Origin of the sequence: Streptomyces sp. ID05-39B (genome assembly GCF_033794725.1) — a bacterium.
Taxonomy (GTDB): Bacteria; Actinomycetota; Actinomycetes; order Streptomycetales; family Streptomycetaceae; genus Streptomyces; species Streptomyces bobili.
In genome coordinates, this window is the sequence record NZ_JARGEF010000123.1 from 1 (window position 1) to 22,710 (window position 22,710).

Sequence of the window (22,710 nt, forward strand, 5' to 3'; positions counted from 1 at the left end):
GGCCCGGAGAGGGCTGGGCCGGGGTGGGGCCGACACGGAGAGGGCCGGGGCGGGTCCGGAGAGGGCCGGGGCGGGTCCGGGGGTTAACCCCACCCAGGATCCGGGAGTGCGCCGGATCGTCCGGCCGCCCCTGGCTCCCTACCGTCGTAGAGGTCGGGAACAGCCCGGAACAGTGGCATCCAGGCGGGCCGCGGGGTCCGTCACAGGGGGAGATCATCATGGCCCGTTTCACCGTCCAGGTCCGTACGGTGCTCGCCGCGGGGGCCGTCGTCGCGCTCGCCGCCACCGGGACCGCCTGTTCCTCCGCCGGGGACGACGAGCATCCCGACCACCGGTCGTTCGCTCTGAAGGGCGCCGCCCTCACCGTGGACTCCGACGACTCGGCGATCGAGATCGTCGCGTCGGACGAGTACCGCGAGGGCACGGTCCAGGTCACCCGCTGGTTCGAGGGCTCGGTCCTGGTGGGCGACGGACCGGACGTCACATGGTCGATGAAGGACGACCGGCTGGTGCTGCGGACGCACTGCTCCGGTGTGGTCGCCGACTGCGCGACCAAGCACCGCGTCGAGGTCCCGCGCGGGGTCGCCGTCACGGTCGAGACCGACGACGGCAGTGTCCGCGCGCAGGGCTTCCGGGACGCGCTCAGCATCCGCACGGCCGACGGCTCGGTCCGGGTCACCGACTCCAGCGGGCCGCTGGACCTGCGCTCCGACGACGGTTCGGTGCGGGCGCAGGTCTCCTCGCGCCAGGTCAGCGCGCACACGCGCGACGGCTCGATCCGCCTGGGCCTGGACGCCGTACCGGACCGGGTGGAGTCCGGCAGCGACGACGGGTCCGTGACGATCGAACTGCCGGAGGCCACCTACAAGGTGACGACCCGCACCGGGGACGGTTCGGTCGACGTGTCCGTGCCCCGTGACGACGCCAGCAAGCATGTCGTGTCCGCGCGCAGCGGCGACGGGAAAGTCACCGTGCGGAACGCGAACTAACGGGCCCGTGTGTTCGTCATTAACCGGTGGGAGAATGACTCCGGGCAGGGCGAACCACAGCACGGGAGAGGGATGTGACGGCGACACCAGCGCAGCCGTACTCGCCGTCGGAACCGCGCGCCCGTCTGCGGGCGCGTCTGTGGACGCTCGGGGACGCTCTCGCCCTCGCCGCGCTTCCCCTGGTCGCCGTCGCCCTGCTGCCCGCCGCGTTCGCCGGCGGTGGCACCCGGCGCTGGTTCGGCGGGCGGGCGGAGAGCCAGCGGGCACAGGCGCAGGCCGCGAAGGACGCCGCCGCGGCCGCGTTCTACGAACTGGACACCGCCCAGCGTGATCTGCGGATCTCGATCGAGACGATCACCGCGGTCGACGCCTCGCCCGCCGCCCTGCGCGCGGTCGCCGACTTCGAGGCCATCGGCCGGCGCATCGACGAGGCCAGTCACCAGTACATCCAGGCCGTCGACGCCCACGACCTGGACCGGGACGACCTGGAGGCCGCCGCCGCCACGCAGGCGCGCGGGCAGCTGACCCGGGCCAAGGACGAGCTGGTCCGGGTCAAGGGCGAGCTGGACCGGTTCACGGACGGCCTCGGGCCGCTCCTCGGCAAGGCGGAGACGCAGCTGGCCCGGCTGGCGCCCTCCGTGGAGCGGGCCCGCCAGAGCCTGCTCGCCGCGTCGAACGCGCTGGACGCGGTCCGCGAGACCGGTCTGAAGGCGGACGCCCTGGCCGCCCGGCTGGCCGCGCTGGGCCCGGAGCTGACCAAGCTGAACCAGGGTGCCGGACAGCACGGCGTGCCGGGGACCCTGGAGCGGGCCGAGCGGGTCGCCCGCGAGGCGCAGGCGGTGCGGGCGGAGGCCGAGCGGCTGCCGGAGAGAGCCGCGGAGATCGACCACCGGCTGGTGTCCCTGCGCACGCGCGCGCAGGCGCTGACGACGCGGTCGGGGCAGGTCGAGCCGATCCTGAGCGAGCTGCGCCGGCGTTTCACGGCGGCCTGCTGGCAGGACCTCCAGCACGTCCCCGACCAGTCCGTGGAGCACGTGCGGCAGGCGGAGGCGAAGCTCGCCGAGGCGCAGAGCGCGCGGGACGCCCAGCGCTGGCCCGACGCGACGGCGCTGCTGTCGACGGCGCGGGCCCTGCTGAACTCCACCGACGAGGCCGTCTCGGCCGCCGGTGACCGGCTGACCCGGCTGAACGCGGTGCAGAAGGATCCGCGGCAGGAGATCGAGCGGACCAGGTTCGCGATCCGGGACGCGCAGCGGCTGGCGATGGCCGGGCGCCACACCCCCGATCCGCGGGACGCGCGACCGCTGGACGAGGCGGTGGCCCGGCTGGAGCGGGCGATCGCCACGCTGGAGGGCCGTCACCCGGACTACTGGCACTTCCTGACCGAGACGGAGGCCGTCCGGCACGCGGTGGCCGATGTGGTGAGCCGTATCCGCGAGGACCGCGGCGCCGGGCACTGAGCACACGCATGGCCGGCTCTGCCGTTGCCGCCGGGGCGTGGCGGGCGGATATTGGAGGGTGCGTACGGGTGCGTACGACTCTGCTCGCGCAGCGCTTCCAAGGAGGCGGAGATGGCGACCCACCTCATGCACTCGGGGACCCGGCGGCGGATCAGTCTGGATGACCACCTGCCCGTCGATCACCGTCTGAACACGGTCTACCGGATCGGCGCCGGCCTGATGGGCCTCGGACTGCTGGTCTTCGGGATCTTCGGGATCATCGACCGGATCGGTTTCTTCGACACCGGTGGGGACACCGTCTGGAGCCTCAACACCAACGGCGCGCTCAGCTGGCTGTCGGTCGCCGTCGGTCTGTTGCTGCTGGTCGGCATGGTGATCGGCGGGAACTTCGCGTCCACGCTGAACATGACGCTCGGCGTGCTCTTCGTGGCCAGCGGCTTCCTGAACATGGGCCTGCTGGAGACGGACTACAACTTCCTGGCGTTCGAGATCCAGAACTGCATGCTCAGCTTTGTGATCGGCATCCTGCTGCTGGTCTTCGGGATGTACGGCAGGGTCGGGTCGGCCCTGCCGCACGACAACCCGTACTGGCGCGCCCGTCACCCCGAACTGGCGGAGGAACGGGACCGCGACCGCGAGCGGCGGGAGCGGTTCCCCGCGGAGCGCGGGGAGGCGTCCCGGTCCGATCAGGGCCCGCCGGGGCCCTGATCAGAGGCCGCGTCGGTCAGGTGCGGTAGGCGTAGTACGCGGCGGTCGGGTACGACGCGATGATGCTCGCCACCGACCTGCTGTAGGTGTTGGTGGAGTGGTATGTCAGGTACGGGACGCCCCGGCTGCGGGACGTGACGATCATGGTGTGGTCCTTGGAGCCGTCCTTGTCGAAGTCGACCTGGAGGACGTCGCCGACGTCCAGCTGGTAGACGTTGGCGAGGCTGGTCGTCCGCTTGGAGTTCTGGGCGAACCAGGACCACTCGTTGACGCCGATGAAGGAGTGCGACTGGATGTCGGCGTTGCCGAACCACCTGGTGTAGTCGTACACGTAGCCGGGGACGTGCTTCCAGCCGCCCGCCTTCAGGGCCTGGCTGACGAAGTTGGTGCAGTCGCCGCCCGCGCCCTGCCCGTTGAAGTCCGGGTAGGCGGTGTTGTAGTTCGACCAGTACTGCTTGGCGTAGGTGGCCATCGCCTTGTAGTCGAGACCGCTGGCGGTGAGGTTCTTCGCGTTCGCCGGGCCGGGGTACGAGGTGGACGCCTTGGGCGCCGACGGCGTCGTGCTGGTGGTGGTCGCGGCCACCTTGGGCGCGACGGACGGCCTGGCCGTCTGGTTCACCGCGAGGCCCTCGTCGGTGTCGCGGATGCCGGTCAGCTGCCAGTTGCCGTGGCGGTCGGCGGTGAACGTCAGCTCGTGGTGGGCCTGGAACCCGGTGGCCTTCGGCTCGTCGCCGCGGACCTTCTCGTAGGTGAGGGTCGTGGTCTCGGTGACCGCGACCTTGGCCTTGCGGCCCTTCACGTTCGTGGCGTCCAGTGTGACGACGGTGCTGCCGTTGCTGTACTTCTCGCCGAGCTTGGCCAGCCGTTCCTTGCGCTGGTCCAGCGAGGACAGGGTGGCGTCCTCGGTGCGGTTCTGCTTCGACGACAGCGTGACGTCACCGGAGAAGCCGTCGGTCAGCGGCTTCCCACGGTTGTCCTGCTTGCCGTCGACCAGGGCTTCGGTGCGGTCGGTGAAGACCGCGTCGGCGAGGCGCTGGAAGGTGGCCTTGGTCCTGGCGTCGACCTTGGGGTCGTTGACGACCGCCGCGCCGGCGCTCCAGTTGGGCAGCAGGGCCACGCCTGCGACGACGGAGGTGGCGGCGGCCCCGAGTATCGCGGCGCGGCGCCGCGTACGGCTCAATTTCCTTGACTTCACGAATGCTTCCCCTCTTGCCCCGGCGGCTGGATGCCGGGGTAGCGCATCTTTGCATGCCATGTGTGGCTCGTGTGAAGAGGGGGGTGGCCGTGCGGGCATGGGAGTTATAGGACCGTCACTGCACAACTGCGTCCCGTGTCAACCCGGTTACTGGACGACGCTCGACCAGTCCGGCGACTGGGCCGGGTCGAGGGTGCGCAGCCGGTTCAGCGTGGCGGGCGTCTGCACGTCCATCCAGTCGGCCAGCTCCTTGAAGGACACGCACTTGACGTCCTTCTTGACGCACACTGTCTTGATCATTTCGTCGACGGCCTTCATGTAGATGCCGCCGTTCCACTCCTCGAAGTGGTTGCCGATGAACAGCGGGGCCCGGCTGCCGTAGTAGACGCGGTTGAAGCCGGCCATGTAGGAGTCGACGGTCTCCTGCTGCCACTGCGGGTACTTGGCCGGGTCGCCCTCGGTCTCGCCCTCGGACTGGTTGTAGAGGTAGTTGAAGTCCATGGAGAGGCCCTGGTACTTGCCGCCCTCGTAGGGGAGCATCTGGAGCGGGAAGTCCCAGATGCCCTCCTTCTTCGTGGGCCAGATCTGGAAGTCGCCGGCCGAGCTGGCGTCGTAGCGCCAGCCGTAGCTCTTGGCGGCCTTGAGCAGGTTGGCCTGTCCCTCCAGGCAGGGGGCGCGGCCGCCGACGACGGCCTTCTTGATGTCGAAGGGCAGCGGGTCCATGTCGGTGTAGCCGGTGTTCGTCTTCCACTTCTCGGCGAAGCCGTAGAACTGGTCGATCTCGCTCTTCCACTCCTCGACGCTCCAGTCGCCGCCGCCCTTGGCGCCGCAGAAGTGGCCGTTGAAGTGGGTGCCGATCTCGTTGCCCTCCTGCCAGGCCTTGCCGAGGTCCTCCAGCGTGGTGCGGACGTGTTCGTCGGTGGGGAAGCTGATCGCCGCCGATCCCTTGTCGTGCTGCGGCGGGTCGTAGAGGTCGGCCTTGCTCTTGGGCAGCAGGTAGATGCCGGTGAGGAAGAAGGTCATGTGCGCGTTGTACTCCCGCGCCATCTCCCGGTAGTGGGTGAACAGGCCGTCGTCGCCGGCCAGGGCTCCGTCCCAGGAGAAGACCACGAACTGGGGCGGCTTCTCCCCGGGCTTGAGCGGTACGGGCTTCAGGGTGCCCTTCTGCGGGCCGGTGTACGAGGTGGAGCCGTCCCCCAGCACCTTGGTCTTGCCGTCCCACTCCGGCTCTTCGTCCGCCGATGCCGTCGCCTTGCCGCCCTTGCCCGCGGAGGCGGTCGGCGCGGTGTTGTCGGTGCGGCTCAGCACCAGGTATCCCACGACCAGGGAGGTGACGACGAGGAAGGCCGCCAGGGTCAGGAAACCCGGATGGGCGGCGGCGGGGCGGTTCGTTGCCCGGGCCTTGCGGCGGCGGCCCGACGGTGGCGTCATGTGCGGCTCATTCTCGAGGGGTTCGGGGACTGCGGTGCGGCCCGTGGTCAGTCGAGCGGGCTCATGGCTTGGGACCAGATGCCGTAGGGGACGCTGTCGTCCGCTGTGCCGTCGATGCCCTTCAGCGGCAGCGGTTCGAGGCTCTTGGCCAGGTCGATGCGGTAGACCACGACGGCTGTGGAGACGGCCTTGTGCGTGCCGACGTACCAGGCGGACTTGTCGTCCTGGGTGGTGCCGGCCTTGCCCGCCACCTGGACGCCGTCGGGTGCCGCGCCGGGGTGGGCGGTGCGGAAGGCGTCGGTGAGCGCCGACATGACCTCCTCGGCCGTGTCGGCGCCGACCGCGCGGGCCGGTTTGGGCAGGGCCAGCGGGACCTTGGTGCCGTTGTGGGTGATCTGCCGCACGGAGTACGGCTCGGTGTGCTTGCCGGCCGCGGCGAAGGTGGAGTAGCCGCTGGCCATGCGGATGGCGCTCGGTGTGGAGCTGCCCTGCGTCATCATGGGCACCTGCGCCCCGAGGCTGGAGGGGAGCAGTCCGGCCGCCTCGGCGGTGGCGCGCACCTTGTCCAGGCCGGTGTCCATGCCGAGCTGCATGAACGGCGTGTTCACCGACAGGGCCAGCGCCCGGTGCAGGGAGATCTGTCCGTAGGACTTGTCGTCGTCGTTGCCGGCGGCGACCTTCTTGCCGCTGCGGTCCCAGTACGGCCCCTCCGGCGTGGTCACCGGCACGTCGTCGTCGCCGTCGTAGACGGACTCCCCGGTGACCGGCGTGGCCGCGCCGGTCCGCGTCTTGTGGACGCCGTGCTCCAGCCCGGCCGCGTACACGAAGGGCATGAAGGCGGAGCCGGCCGGGACGGTGGTGGCGTTGGACTCGTTGTAGCCCTGCGTACGGTGGTCGGGGCCGCCGTGGACGGCGAGGATCCGTCCGTCCGCGGCCACCGAGGCGGCGCCGAAGTGGGCGGTCTTCGCGTTCTTCGGGTCGTCCTTCAGTGCCTTGTCGCGGGCCTTGGTGACGGCGTCGGTGAGCTGGGCCTCACGGTCCTTCTCGAAGGTCGTGTAGATCTGGTATCCGCCGAGGTCGAAGTCCTTGTCGTCGATCTTCGCGGTCTTCTTGGCGTACTGGGAGGCGAGTTCGACGAGGTAGTCGCTCTGCTCACCGGTGTCGTACAGCGGATTGCTCTTGAGCGGCTCGGGGAATTTCGCGTACGAGGCCCGCTCGGCCTTGGAGAGTTTGCCGATGATGACCATCCGGTCCAGGGTCCAGGTCCAGCGTTCGACGGCACGGGCGCGGTTGGCGCCGCTCAGGGTCGGGTCGTAGAGCCCGGCGCCCTTGAGGAGGGCGGCGAGGAAGGCGGCCTCGCTGGCGTTCAGCTCGCTGACGTCCTTGCCGTAGTAGGCCTGGGCGGCGCGCTGGATGCCGTAGGTGCCGCGGCCGAACCAGCTGGTGTTGAGGTAGCCCTCCAGAATGTCGTCCTTGCTCATCTGGTTGTCGAGCTTGAGGGCGATCATCGCTTCGGTGAACTTGCGCCGGACCGTCTGGCTCTGGTTCAGGTAGACGTTCTTGACGTACTGCTGGGTGATCGTGGAGCCGCCCTGGGTGTCGCCCTGGCCGAGGGTGCGGAAGAGGGCGCGGCTGATGCCCTTGAAGGAGATGCCGGGGTCGCTGTAGAAGCTCTCGTTCTCGGCGGCGAGGACGGCCCAGCGGACGTCCTCGGGGATGTCCTTGAGGGGCATCGCCTGCCGCTGCACCCAGCCGGTGCGGGCCATGGGCGTCCCGTCGGCCCAGAAGTACACGTTGTCCTGCTGGGTGGCGTAGGTGTTGAGGTTGTCCGGGACGTCGGTGGCGGCGTAGGCGACGACCAGGAAGAGGCTGCTCAGGCCCAGGGTGGTGAGGAAGCCGCCGAGCCACTGCCGCCAGGAGGGTATCCAGCGGCGCCAGCCGGTGCGGCCGGGCCGCGGGTACTGCGGGCGCACCCGGCGCGCGTACGGGGCGAGGAAGGCCGTGAGGCGCGCGAAGTGCGGGGCCAGGACGGCGACGAGGGGTGCCAGCCGGGAGACGAAGGCGGCGGCGAAGCGGGAACGCACGGGAGGGCGGGGGGCTTTTCTGCCCTTCCGCCGGTCTTCGGATGAAGAAGAGTCGGATATCGAGGATTGGCCCGGTATGTTGGGTTCATCCTCGCTGCCTGGTATGCCCTCCGGTGGCACCCGCAGCTGCATGGTTTCGTCCGCCCTGAAAGAAGCGGGAACCTTCAACTGCATGGTGGCGTCGGCCGGCTCCTGGGGCTCCTCCCCCTGCCCCGCCTGGGTCACTGTGTCTCCCTCCGCACTCGGTATTGCTCGCGTAGGCAGACGTACAGACGTACGAGGGTCTGACATGGTTGCCGTCGGAACGGCAGCAAACCCTGAATCCCCCAACCTCGCGGTCGTCGCGGCGCCCTCAAATTACCAGCGCCCTTCGCAAGTTCTCCACATAAGAATTCGACAGAAGTGAACACCATCGAAACTGCCGGACCCGCGCCCGCGCAGAGAGGGATTAATCTTTCGGCATGCCTCGCTACGAGTACCGCTGCCGGACCTGCGGCGACACCTTCGAACTCAGCCGTCCCATGGCGGAGTCCGCCGCGCCCGCCGACTGCCCCTCCGGCCACGACGACACGGTCAAACTGCTCTCCACCGTAGCCGTCGGCGGCACGGTCTCCGCCCCCGCACCCAAGGCGGGCGGCGGAGGCGGAGGGGGCGGCTGCTGCGGCGGAGGCTGCTGCGGCTGAGGCCTACGGCGTCTCGCGGACGCCCTTGAGGAACTCCCGCAGGATCCGCTCCCCCGCCAGCACACCACGCTCGGGCAGCGCCGTGACCTGCGGTGCCGTCCACTCCGCTTCGTGCAGCTCACCGTGACCGGGGCGCCAGCCCCGGTCCGACACCAGCAGCAGATCGGCGTCGAGCAGGGAGTCACCGGCCGCCAGCGTCAGCGCGGCACCGGTGCGCCGGGCCACCTCACGCACGGCCGCGCTCTTGGTCAGCGGCTTCGGCACGGCGTAGATCTTGCGACCCTGGAGTGACACGGTCCAGCCGCGGTTCTCCGCCCAGACCGCCAGCTCCTTCACCCACTCCTCGGGCAGCAGCTCGCGCTCCACCACCAGGTAGGCGAACAGTTCCTCGGCGATGCGCTCCTTGCGCAGCCACAGCGGATCGGCGAAGGCCGCCAGGTGCGCCTGCACCTCCGCCAGCGGCGCGCACTCGTCGGCCAGCCGCGCGGTCACCACGGCCTGCCAGTCCGGGTCGGACACGCCGTCCACCAGCAGATGCCCGCCGTTGGCACAGATCGCGTACTTCGGCGGCGGGCCCGGCAGATTGATGCGCTGGTACTGCTTGCGGGTCCGGGTGGTCGTCGGCACGAACAGCGCCGCGTCCCCCAGCCCGGTCAGCAGGTGCGCCGCCGTCTCCGTCATGTACGACAGGGGACGGCTCTCGTGCACCTCCACGCAGAGCAGCCGGGGTGCCCGCGCGTCCGGCATCGTCAGCGCGAGGGCCGCCGCGGAGTAGATGAGCGTACGGTCGAGGTCGCTCGCCACCAGCACCGGCATCACAGGGCCACCGCCTTGCCGTCGGCGCCGGTCGCGCCGCGCGTGAACTGCGGGTGGATCAGCCCGACGCAGGTGTACGGCAGGTCACCGACCTCCTCCACGGGCACCCCGCGCTGCCCGGCGAGCAGCCGGACGTGGTCCAGGTCGGCGCCCGCCCCGGCCCGCGCCAGGATCTTCCAGGGCACCCGGCGCAGCAGCACCCGGGTGGTCTCGCCGACGCCGGGCTTGACCAGGTTCACATCGTGGATGCCGTACTCCTCACTGATGCGCTCGACCGCGGCCCAGCCCTCCCAGGTCGGCTCCCGGTCGGCGGCGAGCAGCTCCTTCACCGTGGCGTCCACGGCCTCCGCGACCTCGGGGAAGCGGGCCGAGACGGCGTCCAGGAAGGCGCCCGAGAGGTCCGCTGCGGCCAGCTCGCGGTAGAACTTCGCGCCGTGGAAGTCGTCCGGGCCGACCAGGTCGGCGCGCAGCACGGTCCGCGATATCAGGCCGGACACCGTCGAGTTGAGGCAGGCGGAGGGGATCAGGAAGTCCTCGCGCGTGCCGTACGTCCGCACGCAGGAGCCCGGGTCGGCCAGCACCGCGATCTCCGGGTCGAAGCCGGGCGCGCCGCCGGCCGCCTCGAACTCCTCGACCGCCGCCGTCAGTTCCCGGGTGATGGCGCCCTTGCCGGTCCAGCCGTCGACGAAGACGACGTCGGCCGGGTCGTGGTGCTCGGCCAGCCAGCGCAGCGCGTTGGCGTCGATGCCCCGGCCGCGGACGATGGAGACCGCGTAGTGCGGCAGGTCCAGGCCGTGCCGGTGCTGGGCCCAGCGGCGCATCAGCACGCCGACCGGGGTGCCGGCGCGGGCCAGGGAGACGAGCACCGGGCGCGGGGACCGCTCGGCGATCACCAGTTCCGTCACCGCGCCGACGGCCTGCGCCAGCCGGGCCGCGGACGTCTCCAGTGCCGCGTGGAACAGCTCCTGGTAGTGCGCGCTGGGCTGGTACTCCACCGGCAGCGACTCCGCGTAGTGCGCGCCGCCGCTCTGGATGGCCTCCTCGCGCTCCTCGGTCGGCGCCTCCAGCGTCACGTCCGAGAGGTCCTGGAGCAGCCAGCCGACCTCCTCGGGCGCGTACGAGGAGAAGGCGGGACCACGGAGGGGGTCGGGCAGCATCGCGGACCTTTCGGGTACGTACAGCGGCTCGGGGACGTAACTGGGCACGACCGCGAGGACGACGTGCGGGGTGTGCGCGGCGAGCCGGTCCAGGAGGCCGCCGGGGGCGTGCAGCGCGGGAGTGTCGGCGGCGGAGTCGACGACGGCCACCACGGCGTCGAAGCCGGCGCCCGCGACGTTGTAGGCGTAGCGCTCGCCGGGGCCGTCGGCCGGATCGTCGTGGGCGGGGAAGACGATCCGGCTGCGTATCGCGTAGCCGGGGTCGTCGACCGCCAGGACGGGCGAGCGGGTGGTGGTGGAGAAGCGCACCTCGGCGGCCGTGACCTGCTCCAGCTCGCGGGCCAGCCGCAGCGGGGCGTACATCAGCTCCTCGAAGCCGAGGACGTGCACCCGGCGTGCGCCCTCGGGCAGGGCATCGGCGAGCCGTGCCGCCATCGCGGGCAGGGCGCCCTCCAGCCGGGTCCGGTGCTGCGGGGTGAAGCCGTGCCGGCCGCCGTCGGGCAGGCCGCGGGGCCAGCGGAGGTCGGCCCGTGTGACGCGGCCGGTGGCGGCGGGCTCCGCGGGGTCCGTCATGGCCGGCTCGTGCCGTGCGACGAGTTCCTGGCCCTTCTCCAGCACCCCCTCGGGGAGCCCGACCGTGCCCGAGGCCGCCGTCACCAGGTCGACGCGGGCGTCGATCTCGCGGGCGAAGGCCGCCAGGCGGCCCGCGTCGGCCGGGGAGCGCATGTCGACCAGGGCGACGACGACGTACCGGCGGCGCGGATAGCGCTCGTGCAGGTCGCGGATGGTGTTCAGGACGGTGTTGCCGGTGGAGAACTCGTCGTCGACGAGCACCAGCGGGCCGTCCCCGACGAGCAGCGCCGGGTCCTCCGGCAGCAGCAGGTGGGAGGTGGCGTGCGAGTGGGACTCCTCGAAGCCGCCCGCCGGGACGAGGCCGGGGACGGGGCGCCGGGTGGAGTGCAGGTAGGGCGCCCGGCCGATGCCGTCGGCGACGGAGTGGCCGAGGCCGGTGGCCGTCTCCGCGTACCCGAGGACGACGGCCTCGGCGGCCTCCTCGCCGAGCAGCTCGCCCACCCGGCGGCCCAGGGTGAAGCCGTAGCCGTAGACCACGGAGGGCGCCTGGGGCACGTGCTTGCCCAGCACGTTCGAGACGAGCAGGTGGGCCCGCTTGGGGTTGCGGCGCAGGGCCAGCCCGAGCAGAGCGGTCAGCTCGTCGTCGCCCATGAGCTGGACCCCGAGCCGCTCCGCGACCCAGCTCCCGGTCCAGACCCCGTCGTTCACTGCGTTGTTCATGCGTCCCTATGTCGTGAGGATGGTGGTGCCGGTGATGCGTCGGTTCCGGTGGTGCGTCGGTTCGGTGGTGCGCGGGGTCAGCCGGGGATGCCCGCGGCGAGCAGGTCGACGAAGCTGACGTCCTCGTGCGCGACGCCGAAGACCTCGGCGCGCAGCATGGTCCGCTCGGCCCAGGCCCGGTGCGGCTTCACCTCGTTCATCTTGTTCGTGTACGCCGACCTCAGGACGCCACCGCCGCCGCGCTCAGGCCGCAGGATGTCCGCGGCGTCGCCGTACTCCTCGTGGCTGACCACGGACAGCGCGTGCACGGCCGGTACGTGCGAGGGGTGGATGCAGGTCTTGCCCAGCAGACCGTTGGCGTGGTCGAGGGAGATCTCGCGCAGCAGTCCGTCCATCGCGTGTTCGATCAGTTTCTCACGCAGCTCGACGGCCTGTCCTTCCAGGAAGGGGCTGTGCCGCAGCATCGGCTTGAACATGCGCTCGGGGACCCGGAAGTACTCCCAGACCGGCCCGGTCACCGTGAAACCCGTGCCGTCGGCCCGCCCCAGCATGTTCACCACGTCGGCGATCACGGAGGCGACGATCTGGACGTCGTAGGCGGTCATGTCGGGCGCCCGGCGCAGGCCGTACGACGAGCAGAAGTCGGTGACACCGAGGCGCAGCGCGAGAACCCGGCTGCGGTACTTCTCCACGGCGCGGGCGATGCCCTCCAGGGCGTCCACCCGCGACTCTCGGTACATCAGCTCGGGGGTCTCCAGGACGGGCATGCCGAACAGCCGCCGGCCGCTCGCCAGCTCGGCGCCGGCCAGGGCCTCCAGGAAGGGGATGCCGCGTTCCTCGGTGAACTTCGGGAAGACGAATCCGCTGAGCAGCCGCACGGCCGGGCCGAGGCGCCGGACCAGGTCCGGGATCTGCTCGGGGGTGCGGATGCGGATGAACAGCAGCGGCGGCTCCAGGCCGGGGCGGGCGGCCAGGTCCGTGAACTGGCGGACGAGGTTCTCCTCACCCTCCTCCACGTCCTCGTCGCCGATGGAGTCCTCCAGGCACAGCACCATGGACACGACTCCACGCCCGGTCTGCTTGAGGATGTCCTCGGCCAGCCGGGGCCGGGTGGCCGGGCTGTAGAGCGTGGCCCCGAGAGCGGCGGACAGCACCCGGGCCGAGGAGTCCACGTCGAACGAACACGGCTCCCGATGGAACAGTCGCTGCCGCACCTCAGGGGCGAGGTGCCCAAAATGACGCATATATCTCCCCCGTGGTGCAAGTCGAGCGTATGGATTCGGCAAGAGGTGGCCGGTAATAGTACGTAGAGACCCATGTCATGGGTTCCCACCGGTCATGAATTTCAGGTAACTCCAGGTGGCGCAGAACAGCACAACCCGGCACGACCCGGCATCCTCCACTGAGGGAGTGCCGGTTGCCGTCTACCCGCATTGTCGTGAGCAGAACCGAGAGGGCAGGATGAGCGCATGACGCACGCGATGCTGAAGGGGTCGAACGTCCCGCTGAAGGCCACCACGGTACGGGCCGTGCTGCGCTGGACACCCGGGCAGGGGGTCCCGGACGTCGACGCCTCCGCGCTGCTCCTCGGCCCCGAGGGTCGTGTGCGATCCGACGAGGACTTCGTCTTCTACAACCAGCCCCGGCACCCCGCCGGGAAGGTCTGGCGGCTCGGCAAGAAGCGGGTCGCCGAGGGCCTCACCGACACGATCCAGACAGATCTGGCCGGTGTCGAGTCCGAGGTCGGCCAGATCCTCCTGGTCGCTTCGGCGGACGGCGCCACGTTCGACCGCGTACGCGCCCTCAGCATCCTGCTGTACGACGCCGCGACCGCCGGGGGTGAGCCGCTGGCCACCTTCGACATCCGCCCGGAGACCGGCGAGGAGACCGCGCTGATCTGCGGCGAGCTGTACCGCCGCGGGGAGGGCTGGAAGTTCCGCGCGCTGGGTGAGGGCTACTCCAACGGTCTCAAGGGCCTCGCCACGGACTTCGGCATCTCCGTCGACGAGTCGGAGGAGGCCGCTGCCGACGCCGACGCGGACGCCGGCTCCACGCCCAGCCTCTCCCAGCCGCTGCCGCCGGAGCAGCCCACGGCAGGCGTCCCGCAGCAGCCCGCCGCCTACGGCTTCCCCGCCTCCCTGCCGACGTACGGCTACGGCTATCCGGACGCGGCACCGGCCGGGTCGGCCCCCGCCGGTGAATTCCGCATGCCGCCGCAGGGGCCGCAGTTCATCGGCCGGTGAGGACGACCGCGGTGGCGGGGCCGGCGGCGGGAAGCTAGCGCTCGGCCCTCGTCTTGTAGCCGCGCCCCCACTGCAGCCCCCACCCGTAGAGCCGGTCCAGCTCGGCCTGGAAGCCGTACACGAAGCGCACCTCGCGCCGGACCATCATCTCGCCCTTCACGTTCTCGATCATGACCACGGCGCAGGAGCGGGCCTGGGGGTGCCGCTCGTCGAGGCCTATCTCGATGCGCGGCCCGTTGCTCGGGTAGAGCGTGACGATCGCGTGCGTACGGTCGAAGGCCGGCGTCTGGTCGTAGATGTAGACGAAGACCAGCAGGCGCTTGATGGAGTCCCGGTGGTCCAGGTTGACGTAGATCGTCTCGCCGGACGCGGACCCGAACCGGTCGTCACCGCTCAGTTTCACGAACGGTGCCGCGTTGATCTCGCCGAGCAGGCCGCCCAGCGGCTGGACGACGCCCTTCGTCCCGTCCGCCAGCTCGTACAGACAGCCCAGGTCGAGGTCGACGTTGACCATGCTCTGGCTGTGTCCGATGACCTCCGGCGGGCGCAGCGCCTTCAGAGGGTGGCGCAGCAGGCTCTCCCGCGAGTCGCCGCCGAAGTCCGAGGTGCGCATCCGCCAGGTCAGGTTGATGCGCAGGTGCCCGGTGGCCGCGTCCTGCTTGGTGAGCGAGACCTGGCTGTGCCGTTTGGTCAGCTCTATCGCGTTGCTCGCCGCACTGCCCGAGTCGAAGTCGGCGGCCCTGCCGGGCCAGAGTCCGTCGAAGAAGCCCATTACCGCCCCCAAGTTCCACGCCCGATGACGCCTGTCCGCACAGTCCCCCCGGAAACGGCCGGCGGGACGGCCCCGAGGACTGGTCCTCGACGGCCGCCCCGCTCAGAGCGTTCCTCACCGGGAAGCTGATCACACGCCGGACGACACCTCAGTCTTGTCGTCCGAGTCCGCTTTTCCCTCTGCCGCCGCCAGTGCCCGGTTGCGGCGCACGGAGGACCAGAAGGACCAGCCGATCAGAACCACACCGACCATGCCGGTGATGAACTCGTGGATCTCGTACTGGATGGTGATGAGCAGGATCACCGCGAGGGCGCCGATCGCGTAGTGCGCGCCGTGCTCCAGGTAGACGTAGTCGTCGAGGGTGCCCTCGCGGACCAGGTAGACGGTGAGCGAGCGGACGTACATGGCGCCGATGCCGAGACCGAGGGCCATCAGCACGATGTCGTTGGTGATGGCGAAGGCGCCGATCACGCCGTCGAAGGAGAACGACGCGTCCAGGACCTCGAGGTAGAGGAACATGAAGAAGGCGGCCTGGCCGGCCAGGACGATGGGTGCCTTCTTCTTGCCGGTGCGCGCGGCTTCCTCCTCGGCCTCGTGCTCGCGTTCCTCCTCTTCCTCCAGCTTGTTCTCGAAGTAGCCGGAGAGGCCACCGACCACCATGTACGTGATCAGGCCGCCGATGCCGGAAAGCAGGACGGTCTCGGCCTTGTCCGCGGGCCCGGCGTGCAGGTGGGCGTGGGTGGCGAAGGTCATCGCGGTGACCAGCAGGACGATCAGGGCGATACAGACCGACAGCATGTCGACCTTGCCCAGCTTGGCCAGCGGGCGCTCCAGCCAGCCGAGCCACTTGATGTCCCGGTCCTCGAAGATGAAGTCAAGGAAGATCATCAGCAGGAACATGCCGCCGAAGGCGGCGATCGCGGGGTGCGCGTCGGTGACCAGCTGCTCGTAGCGGTCCTTGTCGGTCAGGGCGAGGTCGACGGCCTCGATCGGCCCGAGCTGGGCGCTGATCGCGACGATCACGACCGGGAAGACCAACCGCATGCCGAAGACGGCGATCAGCACGCCGATGGTGAGGAAGATGCGCTGCCAGAAGGCGTTCATCTTCTTCAGGATTCCGGCGTTGACTACTGCGTTGTCGAAGGACAGCGAGATCTCGAGGACGGACAGGATCGCCACGACACCGAGACCGGTCCACCCCCCGTAGAACACCGCTGCGACGAGGCCGAGCGCGGTGACCGCGAACGACCACCCGAAGGTTTTCAGAACCACTGGCTACCCAATCCTGTCTCTGGGTCCCGGTCCCCCCAAGCGAAGCCTGGGGGAGGGTTTCCCCCGCGCCGTACGCGGCTTTACGAAACGTTGACTCCGAAGTCTAGAGCGATGCCCCGCAGGCCCGACGCGTACCCCTGTCCCACCGCACGGAACTTCCACTCGCCCTGGTACCGGTAGAGCTCCCCGAAGATCATGGCCGTCTCGGTGGAAGCGTCCTCGCTGAGGTCGTACCGGGCGAGCTCCTGGCCGTCGGCCTGATTCACGACGCGAATGAAAGCATTGCTGACCTGGCCGAACGTCTGACCGCGCTCGTCAGCCAGGTGGATGGAGACGGGGAAGACGATCTTGTCGCACTGGGCGGGCACCGTGCCGAGGTCGACGATGAGCGACTCGTCGTCGCCGTCGCCCTCACCGGTGAGATTGTCACCGGTGTGCTCCACCGAGCCGTCGGGACTCTTGAGCTGGTTGTAGAACACGAACCACTCGTCACCCATGACCCGCCCGCCGGTGCACAGCAGCGCGCTGGCGTCCAGGTCGAATGGGGCTCCGGTGGTGGAGCGCGCGTCCCAGCCGAGACCGACCATCACCTGAGTGAGGTTCGGCGCGACCTTGGACAGGGAGACGTTGCCTCCCTTGGCGAGCGTGACACCCATGTGCTGGTCCTCCCCTAGGCCGTGCTTCTTCGGTTGTCCTGCACGTCCGGCGCCGCCCGTAAACGGTGCGGCGCCGGACGGAGCCGTCACGTGATGGCGACGGCGTCTCCTCGAGGATCGGCTCAGACGTTGACGCCGAAGTCCTGCGCGATACCGCGCAGGCCCGAGGCGTAGCCCTGGCCGATGGCGCGGAACTTCCACTCCGCGCCGTGCCGGTACAGCTCGCCGAAGACCATGGCGGTCTCCGTCGAGGCGTCCTCGCTGAGGTCGTACCGGGCGATCTCCGCCTCGCCGGCCTGGTTCACGACGCGGATGAAAGCGTTGCGCACCTGGCCGAAGGACTGCTGGCGGTTCTCGGCGTCGTAGATCGAGACCGGGAAGACGATCTTCTCGACCTCCGGGGGTACGGCGGCGAGGTTGACCTTGATCTGCTCGTCGTCGCCCTCGCCCTCACCGGTGATGTTGTCGCCGGTGTGCTCGACGGAGCCGTCGGCGCTCTTGAGGTTGTTGAAGAAGACGAAGTTGGCGTCGCTGGCGACCTTGCCCGAGCTGTTCAGCAGCAGTGCGCTGGCGTCCAGGTCGAAGTCGGTACCGGTCGTGGTGCGGACGTCCCACCCCAGACCGACGATGACCGCGGTCAGGCCCGGGGCCTCCTTGGTCAGCGATACGTTGCCGCCCTTGCTGAGGCTGACTCCCACGAGTCCTCCATTGGTGTCCGGGGGCGGGGAGCCCCGTAGTGGTCGGATATCGGATCAACGCTTCGATCCTAGTGAGGGGTTCCCGCACCCCGCAGGCCCTGGAGCCGAAGAATCACGAGGTGTCGGCCGGGCCGGCCCGAGCGGGCGCCGCCCCCGTGGGGCCCGCGGAACGCCGGTGACGGCCGGGATCAGAGCGCGTCGAGGGCCGAGACGTACGCACCGAGGTCGCGGGCGTCCGGCAGCGCGTTGACGACGGTCCAGCGCACGACGCCCTCCTTGTCGATGACGAAGGTGCCGCGCACCGCGCAGCCCTTGTCCTCGGCGAAGACCTCGTAGGCGCGGGAGACCTCCCCGTGCGGCCAGAAGTCGCTCAGCAGCGGGTAGTCCAGGCCCTCCTGCTCGGCGAAGACGCGCAGGGTGTGGATGGAGTCGTTGGAGACGGCGAGCACCTGGGTGTCGCGGTCGGAGAACTTCGGCAGGTTGTCGCGCACCTCGCACAGTTCGCCGGTGCACACACCGGTGAAGGCGAAGGGGTAGAACAGCAGGACGACGTTCTTGCTGCCGCGGAAGTCGGACAGCCTCACGGACCGGCCGTGGTTGTCCTTGAGCTCGAAGTCGGGGGCCTTGTCGCCGACCTGGATCGCCATCGTCGTGGAACCCTTTCCTGTGGCTTCGCCGGAACCGGTTACGGCGTTCGGGTGAGAACACACCCGGAACGCCGGTAACCACCCTACGCAGCGGCCACCACGCACCTGTGGACGGGCCGATGCGGGATCGGCCCGTCCACAGGTGATGAGAGGGGTTTGTTGCGGTTCTCCGCTACCTCGACGAGGTCATTTCCTGGACGCGGTCACTTCTTGGACTTGGCGGCCTTGGGCGTCACCAGCCGGCTGCCACTCCAGTCCTTGCCCACGCTGACGCTCTTGCTGGCCGACAGACCCGCCGTCGTCGCGGCTTCAGAGATGTCACTCGGTTCCACGTACCCCGTCCGGCCGGTCTTCGGCGTCAGGAGGAGGATCGAGCCGCCTTCTTCGATGTACGTGGTGGCGTCCACCAGCGCATCCGTCAGGTCGCCGTCCTCGTCGCGGAACCAGAGCACCACGGCGTCTGCGACGTCGTCGTAGTCCTCATCCACCAGGTCGCTGCCGATGACTTCCTCGATGGACTCGCGGAGCTCCTGATCGACGTCGTCGTCGTAGCCGATCTCCTGGACCACCTGCTCGGGCTGGAACCCCAGCCTGACGGCAGGGCTCGTCCGCTCCTCCGCGTGGTCCGCGGTCGCGCTCACGGGTTGCCTCCTGATCATGTTTCGGGAATAACTCAGCCACGCGCGTGCGCGAAGCATTGGCCGTAGTCCACACGGGCGGGACGGATCGCGCAAGTACCCGGCGGTTCGGACCGCCGAAACGGTGACGATCCTGGCGGTGTCGGCGCAACTCCTGGCACGCGAGGCGAAGGGAAGGTGACGTGCACCACACCTATCTGCCCCGTTTGCGTATTTGAGAACCACCCAAGGGTACGAGACTCGAACGGGTGCCGGTTACCTCGGGGTAGAGATGACGTTTGCGGCCCCTAGGTACACGATGGGGGGCGGTGCAAGTACTGGAGACAGCCCCCACAGCCCGACACAGCCCCACAGCCCCACAGCCCCTCTGACAGGTAAGGAACAGCGTGGCTTCCGGATCCGATCGCAACCCGATCATCATTGGCGGCCTTCCGAGTCAGGTTCCTGACTTCGATCCCGAGGAAACCCAGGAGTGGCTCGACTCCCTCGACGCCGCCGTCGACGAGCGCGGCCGGGAACGGGCCCGCTACCTCATGCTGCGCCTGATCGAGCGGGCCCGCGAGAAGCGCGTGGCCGTGCCCGAGATGCGCAGCACGGACTACGTGAACACCATCCCCACGCGCGCCGAGCCGTTCTTCCCGGGCAACGAGGAGATCGAGCGGAAGATCCTCAACGCGACCCGCTGGAACGCGGCCGTGATGGTCTCGCGCGCGCAGCGGCCGGGGATCGGCGTCGGCGGCCACATCGCCACCTTCGCCTCCTCGGCTTCGCTGTACGACGTCGGCTTCAACCACTTCTTCCGCGGCAAGGACGAGGGCGACGGCGGCGACCAGGTCTTCTTCCAGGGGCACGCCTCCCCCGGCATCTACGCGCGCGCCTACATGCTCGACCGGCTGAGCGAGCAGAACCTCGACGCGTTCCGCCAGGAGAAGTCGAAGGCGCCGCACGGCCTGTCCTCGTACCCGCACCCGCGGCTGATGCCGGACTTCTGGGAGTTCCCGACCGTGTCCATGGGTCTTGGGCCCATCGGCGCGATCTACCAGGCGCGGATGAACCGCTACATGCACGCGCGCGGGATCGCCGACACGTCGAAGTCGCACGTGTGGGCCTTCCTCGGCGACGGCGAGATGGACGAGCCGGAGTCGCTCGGCCAGCTGACCATCGCCGCGCGCGAAGGCCTGGACAACCTGACCTTCGTCGTCAACTGCAACCTCCAGCGCCTGGACGGCCCGGTGCGCGGCAACGGCAAGGTCATCCAGGAACTGGAGTCGGTCTTCCGCGGCGCCGGCTGGAACGTGATCAAGCTGATCTGGGACCGCACCTGGGACCCGCTGCTCGCGCAGGACCGCGACGGCATCCTCGTCAACAAGATGAACACCACCCCGGACGGCCAGTTCCAGACCTACGCCACCGAGTCCGGCGCGTACATCCGCGACCACTTCTTCGGCGACGACCAGCGGCTGCGCGCCATGGTCGAGGGCATGACCGACGACCAGATCCTGCACCTGGGCCGCGGCGGCCACGACCACCGGAAGATCTACGCGGCGTTCAAGGCGGCCGTGGAGCACACCGGCCAGCCGACGGTCATCCTGGCGAAGACGGTCAAGGGCTGGACTCTCGGCCCCAACTTCGAGGGCCGCAACGCCACGCACCAGATGAAGAAACTGACGGTCGACGACCTCAAGCGCTTCCGCGACCGGCTGCACCTCCCGATCGCCGACAAGGAGCTGGAGAGCGGCGCGCCGCCGTACTACCACCCGGGGCGCGACTCCGAGGAGATGCAGTACATGCACGACCGGCGCAAGGGGCTCGGCGGGTACGTCCCGACCCGCGTCGTGCGCGCCCAGCCGCTGCCGCTGCCCGACGACCAGACGTACGCGAGTGTGAAGAAGGGCTCCGGTCAGCAGTCCATCGCCACGACCATGGCCTTTGTGCGGCTCCTCAAGGACCTCATGCGGGACAAGGAGATCGGCAAGCGGTTCGTGCTGATCGCGCCGGACGAGTACCGCACGTTCGGCATGGACTCGTTCTTCCCGAGCGCGAAGATCTACAACCCGCTCGGCCAGCAGTACGAGTCGGTCGACCGTGAGCTGCTGCTCGCGTACAAGGAGTCCCCGACGGGGCAGATGCTGCACGACGGCATCTCCGAGGCGGGCTGCACGGCCTCGCTGATCGCGGCCGGTTCGGCGTACGCCACGCACGGCGAGCCGCTCATCCCGGTCTACGTCTTCTACTCGATGTTCGGTTTCCAGCGCACCGGCGACCAGTTCTGGCAGATGGCCGACCAGCTGGCGCGCGGTTTCGTGCTGGGTGCGACCGCCGGCCGTACGACGCTGACCGGTGAGGGCCTCCAGCACGCCGACGGCCACTCTCAGCTGCTCGCCTCGACGAACCCGGGCTGTGTCGCCTACGACCCGGCGTTCGGCTTCGAGATCGCGCACATCGTCAAGGACGGTCTGCGCCGGATGTACGGCCCGGACAGCGAGGACGTCTTCTACTACCTCACCGTCTACAACGAGCCGATCCAGCACCCCGCCGAGCCCGAGAACGTGGACGTCGAGGGCATCCTCAAGGGCGTCCACCGCTTCAGCGAGGGCACCTCGGGATCGATCCCGGCACAGATCCTCGCCTCGGGCGTGGCCGTCCCCTGGGCCGTCGAGGCCCAGCGGATCCTCGCCGAGGAGTGGAACGTCCGTGCCGACGTCTGGTCGGCGACCTCCTGGAACGAGCTGCGGCGTGAGGCCGTCGAGGTCGAGCGGCACAACCTGCTGCACCCGGAGGAGGAGCAGCGCGTGCCGTACGTGACGCGCAAGTTCAGCGGGGCGCAGGGCCCGTTCGTGGCCGTCTCCGACTGGATGCGGTCGGTGCCGGACCAGATCGCGCGCTGGGTGCCGGGGCCGTACCAGTCGCTGGGCGCGGACGGCTTCGGCTTCGCGGACACCCGTGGGGCCGCGCGCCGCTTCTTCCACATCGACGCCCAGTCGGTGGTCCTGGCGGTGCTGACCGAGCTGGCCAAGCAGGGCAAGGTCGACCGGTCGGCGCTGAAGCAGGCCATCGACCGCTACCAGCTGCTGGACGTGGCCTCGGCCGACCCGGGGGCGGCGGGCGGCGACGCCTAGCGGGATCCCCGGCCGGGGGGGGGCCGGGGGCGGCGGAGCCCGATGGCTCCGCCGCCCTTACCCGTTCCTTACGATGCGGGCATGGAGCAACGATCGGCGCAGGAACGCTGGGAGCGGTGGACGCAGCGGCCGCTGCTGGTGCTGGCGGTGGTGTTCGCCGTCGCCTACGCCGTGCCCATCGTGCGCACCTCGGCCGGACCGTCGCTGAAGTCGGCGTGCGTCTGGATCGGCTGGGGGGTGTGGGCGGCCTTCGCCGTGGACTACGTGGTCCGGCTGGTGCTGGCCGAGCAGCGGCGGGTGTTCCTGCGTACGCACTGGCTGGACCTGTTCGCGGTGCTGCTGCCGCTGGTCCAGCCGCTCAGGCTGCTGCGGCTCGTGTCGACCCTGCTGCTGGTGGGACAGCGGGCCCGGATGGCCTCGCAGGTCCGGCTGACGACGTATGTGGCGGGCTCGGTGGTGGGGCTGCTGATCTTCGGCTCACTCGCGGTGCTGTCGGTCGAGCGCGAGTCGCCCGGGGGGAACATCCGGTCGCTGGACGACGCGCTGTGGTGGTCCTTCACGACGATGACGACCGTGGGCTACGGCGATCACGCGCCGACCACGGGACTCGGGCGGCTGATCGCGGTCGGGCTGATGCTCGCCGGGATCGCGCTGCTGGGTGTCGTCACCGCGAACATCGCCGCGTGGTTCATCGAGCGGTTCGAGAAGGACGACGTGGGGGAGCGGGAGCAGACCGAGGCGATCCGCACCCTCACGGACGAGGTCCGTGCCCTCAGGGCGGAGGTGGCGGCCCTGAGGGCCACGGGCCCGTCCGCGGGCTCCGCCGCCCCCGGCCCCCCGGCCCATGCC

Annotated in this window: 19 protein-coding genes; 7 read left to right on the top strand and 12 right to left on the bottom strand. The window is 69.8% G+C overall.

Going from position 1 to position 22,710, the window contains the following annotated elements; all coding sequences use genetic code 11:
- Positions 1-218: 218 nt before the first annotated feature.
- From P1P75_RS24315 to P1P75_RS24325, 3 genes are all read left to right on the top strand, one after another.
- The gene (locus P1P75_RS24315; protein WP_319258790.1) at positions 219-989 is read left to right on the top strand and encodes a DUF4097 family beta strand repeat-containing protein; all 771 of its coding nucleotides are present in this window, start codon (positions 219-221) and stop codon (positions 987-989) included.
- A 74-nt stretch (positions 990-1,063) separates the two neighbouring features.
- On the top strand, positions 1,064-2,449 hold the full coding sequence (locus P1P75_RS24320; RefSeq protein WP_319258792.1) for a hypothetical protein: 1,386 nt from the start codon (positions 1,064-1,066) through the stop codon (positions 2,447-2,449).
- 111 nt (positions 2,450-2,560) lie between these two features.
- Positions 2,561-3,157, top strand: coding sequence for a DUF4383 domain-containing protein (locus P1P75_RS24325; protein WP_319258794.1), 597 nt, complete (start codon positions 2,561-2,563; stop codon positions 3,155-3,157).
- A gap of 16 nt (positions 3,158-3,173) precedes the next feature.
- Here the strand turns inward: P1P75_RS24325 and P1P75_RS24330 are convergent, their stop codons facing one another.
- From P1P75_RS24330 to P1P75_RS24340, 3 genes are all read right to left on the bottom strand, one after another.
- The gene (locus tag P1P75_RS24330) at positions 3,174-4,352 is read right to left on the bottom strand and encodes an amidase domain-containing protein (protein WP_319258796.1); all 1,179 of its coding nucleotides are present in this window, start codon (positions 4,350-4,352) and stop codon (positions 3,174-3,176) included.
- Positions 4,353-4,499: 147 nt separating this feature from the next.
- On the bottom strand, positions 4,500-5,783 hold the full coding sequence (locus P1P75_RS24335; protein WP_319258798.1) for a hypothetical protein: 1,284 nt from the start codon (positions 5,781-5,783) through the stop codon (positions 4,500-4,502).
- Positions 5,784-5,830: 47 nt separating this feature from the next.
- The gene (locus tag P1P75_RS24340; RefSeq protein ID WP_319258819.1) at positions 5,831-8,041 is read right to left on the bottom strand and encodes a transglycosylase domain-containing protein; all 2,211 of its coding nucleotides are present in this window, start codon (positions 8,039-8,041) and stop codon (positions 5,831-5,833) included.
- Between the two features lie 287 nt (positions 8,042-8,328).
- Here P1P75_RS24340 and P1P75_RS24345 point away from each other — a divergent pair, with 287 nt between their 5' ends.
- The gene (locus tag P1P75_RS24345; protein ID WP_319258800.1) at positions 8,329-8,550 is read left to right on the top strand and encodes a zinc ribbon domain-containing protein; all 222 of its coding nucleotides are present in this window, start codon (positions 8,329-8,331) and stop codon (positions 8,548-8,550) included.
- A 3-nt stretch (positions 8,551-8,553) separates the two neighbouring features.
- Here P1P75_RS24345 and P1P75_RS24350 read toward each other — a convergent pair whose 3' ends face one another.
- The 3 genes from P1P75_RS24350 to P1P75_RS24360 all read right to left on the bottom strand — a co-directional run bounded on the left by P1P75_RS24350 (position 8,554) and on the right by P1P75_RS24360 (position 13,060).
- On the bottom strand, positions 8,554-9,366 hold the full coding sequence (locus P1P75_RS24350) for an HAD family hydrolase (protein WP_319258802.1): 813 nt from the start codon (positions 9,364-9,366) through the stop codon (positions 8,554-8,556).
- Positions 9,366-11,816, bottom strand: a complete 2,451-nt coding sequence (locus P1P75_RS24355) for a phosphoribosyltransferase (protein WP_319258804.1) — start codon at positions 11,814-11,816, stop codon at positions 9,366-9,368. Before P1P75_RS24355 ends, P1P75_RS24350 begins: the two co-directional genes overlap by 1 nt.
- Positions 11,817-11,893: 77 nt before the next feature.
- Positions 11,894-13,060 carry an HpcH/HpaI aldolase/citrate lyase family protein gene (locus P1P75_RS24360; protein ID WP_319258806.1) on the bottom strand — a complete coding sequence of 389 codons (1,167 nt, stop codon included), beginning with the start codon at positions 13,058-13,060 and terminating at the stop codon, positions 11,894-11,896.
- 225 nt (positions 13,061-13,285) lie between these two features.
- Between P1P75_RS24360 and P1P75_RS24365 the strand changes: the two genes are divergently transcribed.
- Positions 13,286-14,059: a TerD family protein gene (locus P1P75_RS24365; protein ID WP_319258808.1), complete on the top strand. Its 774-nt coding sequence runs from the start codon at positions 13,286-13,288 to the stop codon at positions 14,057-14,059.
- Positions 14,060-14,093: 34 nt separating this feature from the next.
- Here the strand turns inward: P1P75_RS24365 and P1P75_RS24370 are convergent, their stop codons facing one another.
- The 6 genes from P1P75_RS24370 to P1P75_RS24395 all read right to left on the bottom strand — a co-directional run bounded on the left by P1P75_RS24370 (position 14,094) and on the right by P1P75_RS24395 (position 18,745).
- Positions 14,094-14,831, bottom strand: coding sequence for a Tellurium resistance (locus P1P75_RS24370; RefSeq protein WP_319258810.1), 738 nt, complete (start codon positions 14,829-14,831; stop codon positions 14,094-14,096).
- A gap of 129 nt (positions 14,832-14,960) precedes the next feature.
- On the bottom strand, positions 14,961-16,103 hold the full coding sequence (locus P1P75_RS24375; protein ID WP_086770730.1) for a DUF475 domain-containing protein: 1,143 nt from the start codon (positions 16,101-16,103) through the stop codon (positions 14,961-14,963).
- Between the two features lie 80 nt (positions 16,104-16,183).
- Positions 16,184-16,759, bottom strand: a complete 576-nt coding sequence (locus tag P1P75_RS24380) for a TerD family protein (protein ID WP_086770731.1) — start codon at positions 16,757-16,759, stop codon at positions 16,184-16,186.
- 122 nt (positions 16,760-16,881) lie between these two features.
- The gene (locus P1P75_RS24385) at positions 16,882-17,457 is read right to left on the bottom strand and encodes a calcium homeostasis/redox stress adaptation protein (protein ID WP_086770732.1); all 576 of its coding nucleotides are present in this window, start codon (positions 17,455-17,457) and stop codon (positions 16,882-16,884) included.
- Positions 17,458-17,645: 188 nt separating this feature from the next.
- Positions 17,646-18,104 (bottom strand): peroxiredoxin, encoded by a 459-nt coding sequence (locus tag P1P75_RS24390; protein ID WP_319258813.1) that lies wholly within the window; start codon positions 18,102-18,104, stop codon positions 17,646-17,648.
- 203 nt (positions 18,105-18,307) lie between these two features.
- Positions 18,308-18,745 carry a DUF3052 domain-containing protein gene (locus P1P75_RS24395; RefSeq protein WP_167396176.1) on the bottom strand — a complete coding sequence of 146 codons (438 nt, stop codon included), beginning with the start codon at positions 18,743-18,745 and terminating at the stop codon, positions 18,308-18,310.
- Positions 18,746-19,128: 383 nt separating this feature from the next.
- Between P1P75_RS24395 and aceE the strand changes: the two genes are divergently transcribed.
- Positions 19,129-21,861 carry a pyruvate dehydrogenase (acetyl-transferring), homodimeric type gene (aceE, locus tag P1P75_RS24400; protein WP_319258815.1) on the top strand — a complete coding sequence of 911 codons (2,733 nt, stop codon included), beginning with the start codon at positions 19,129-19,131 and terminating at the stop codon, positions 21,859-21,861.
- A gap of 81 nt (positions 21,862-21,942) precedes the next feature.
- The coding region (locus P1P75_RS24405) for a potassium channel family protein (protein ID WP_319258817.1) at positions 21,943-22,710 on the top strand (768 nt) is incomplete at its 3' end.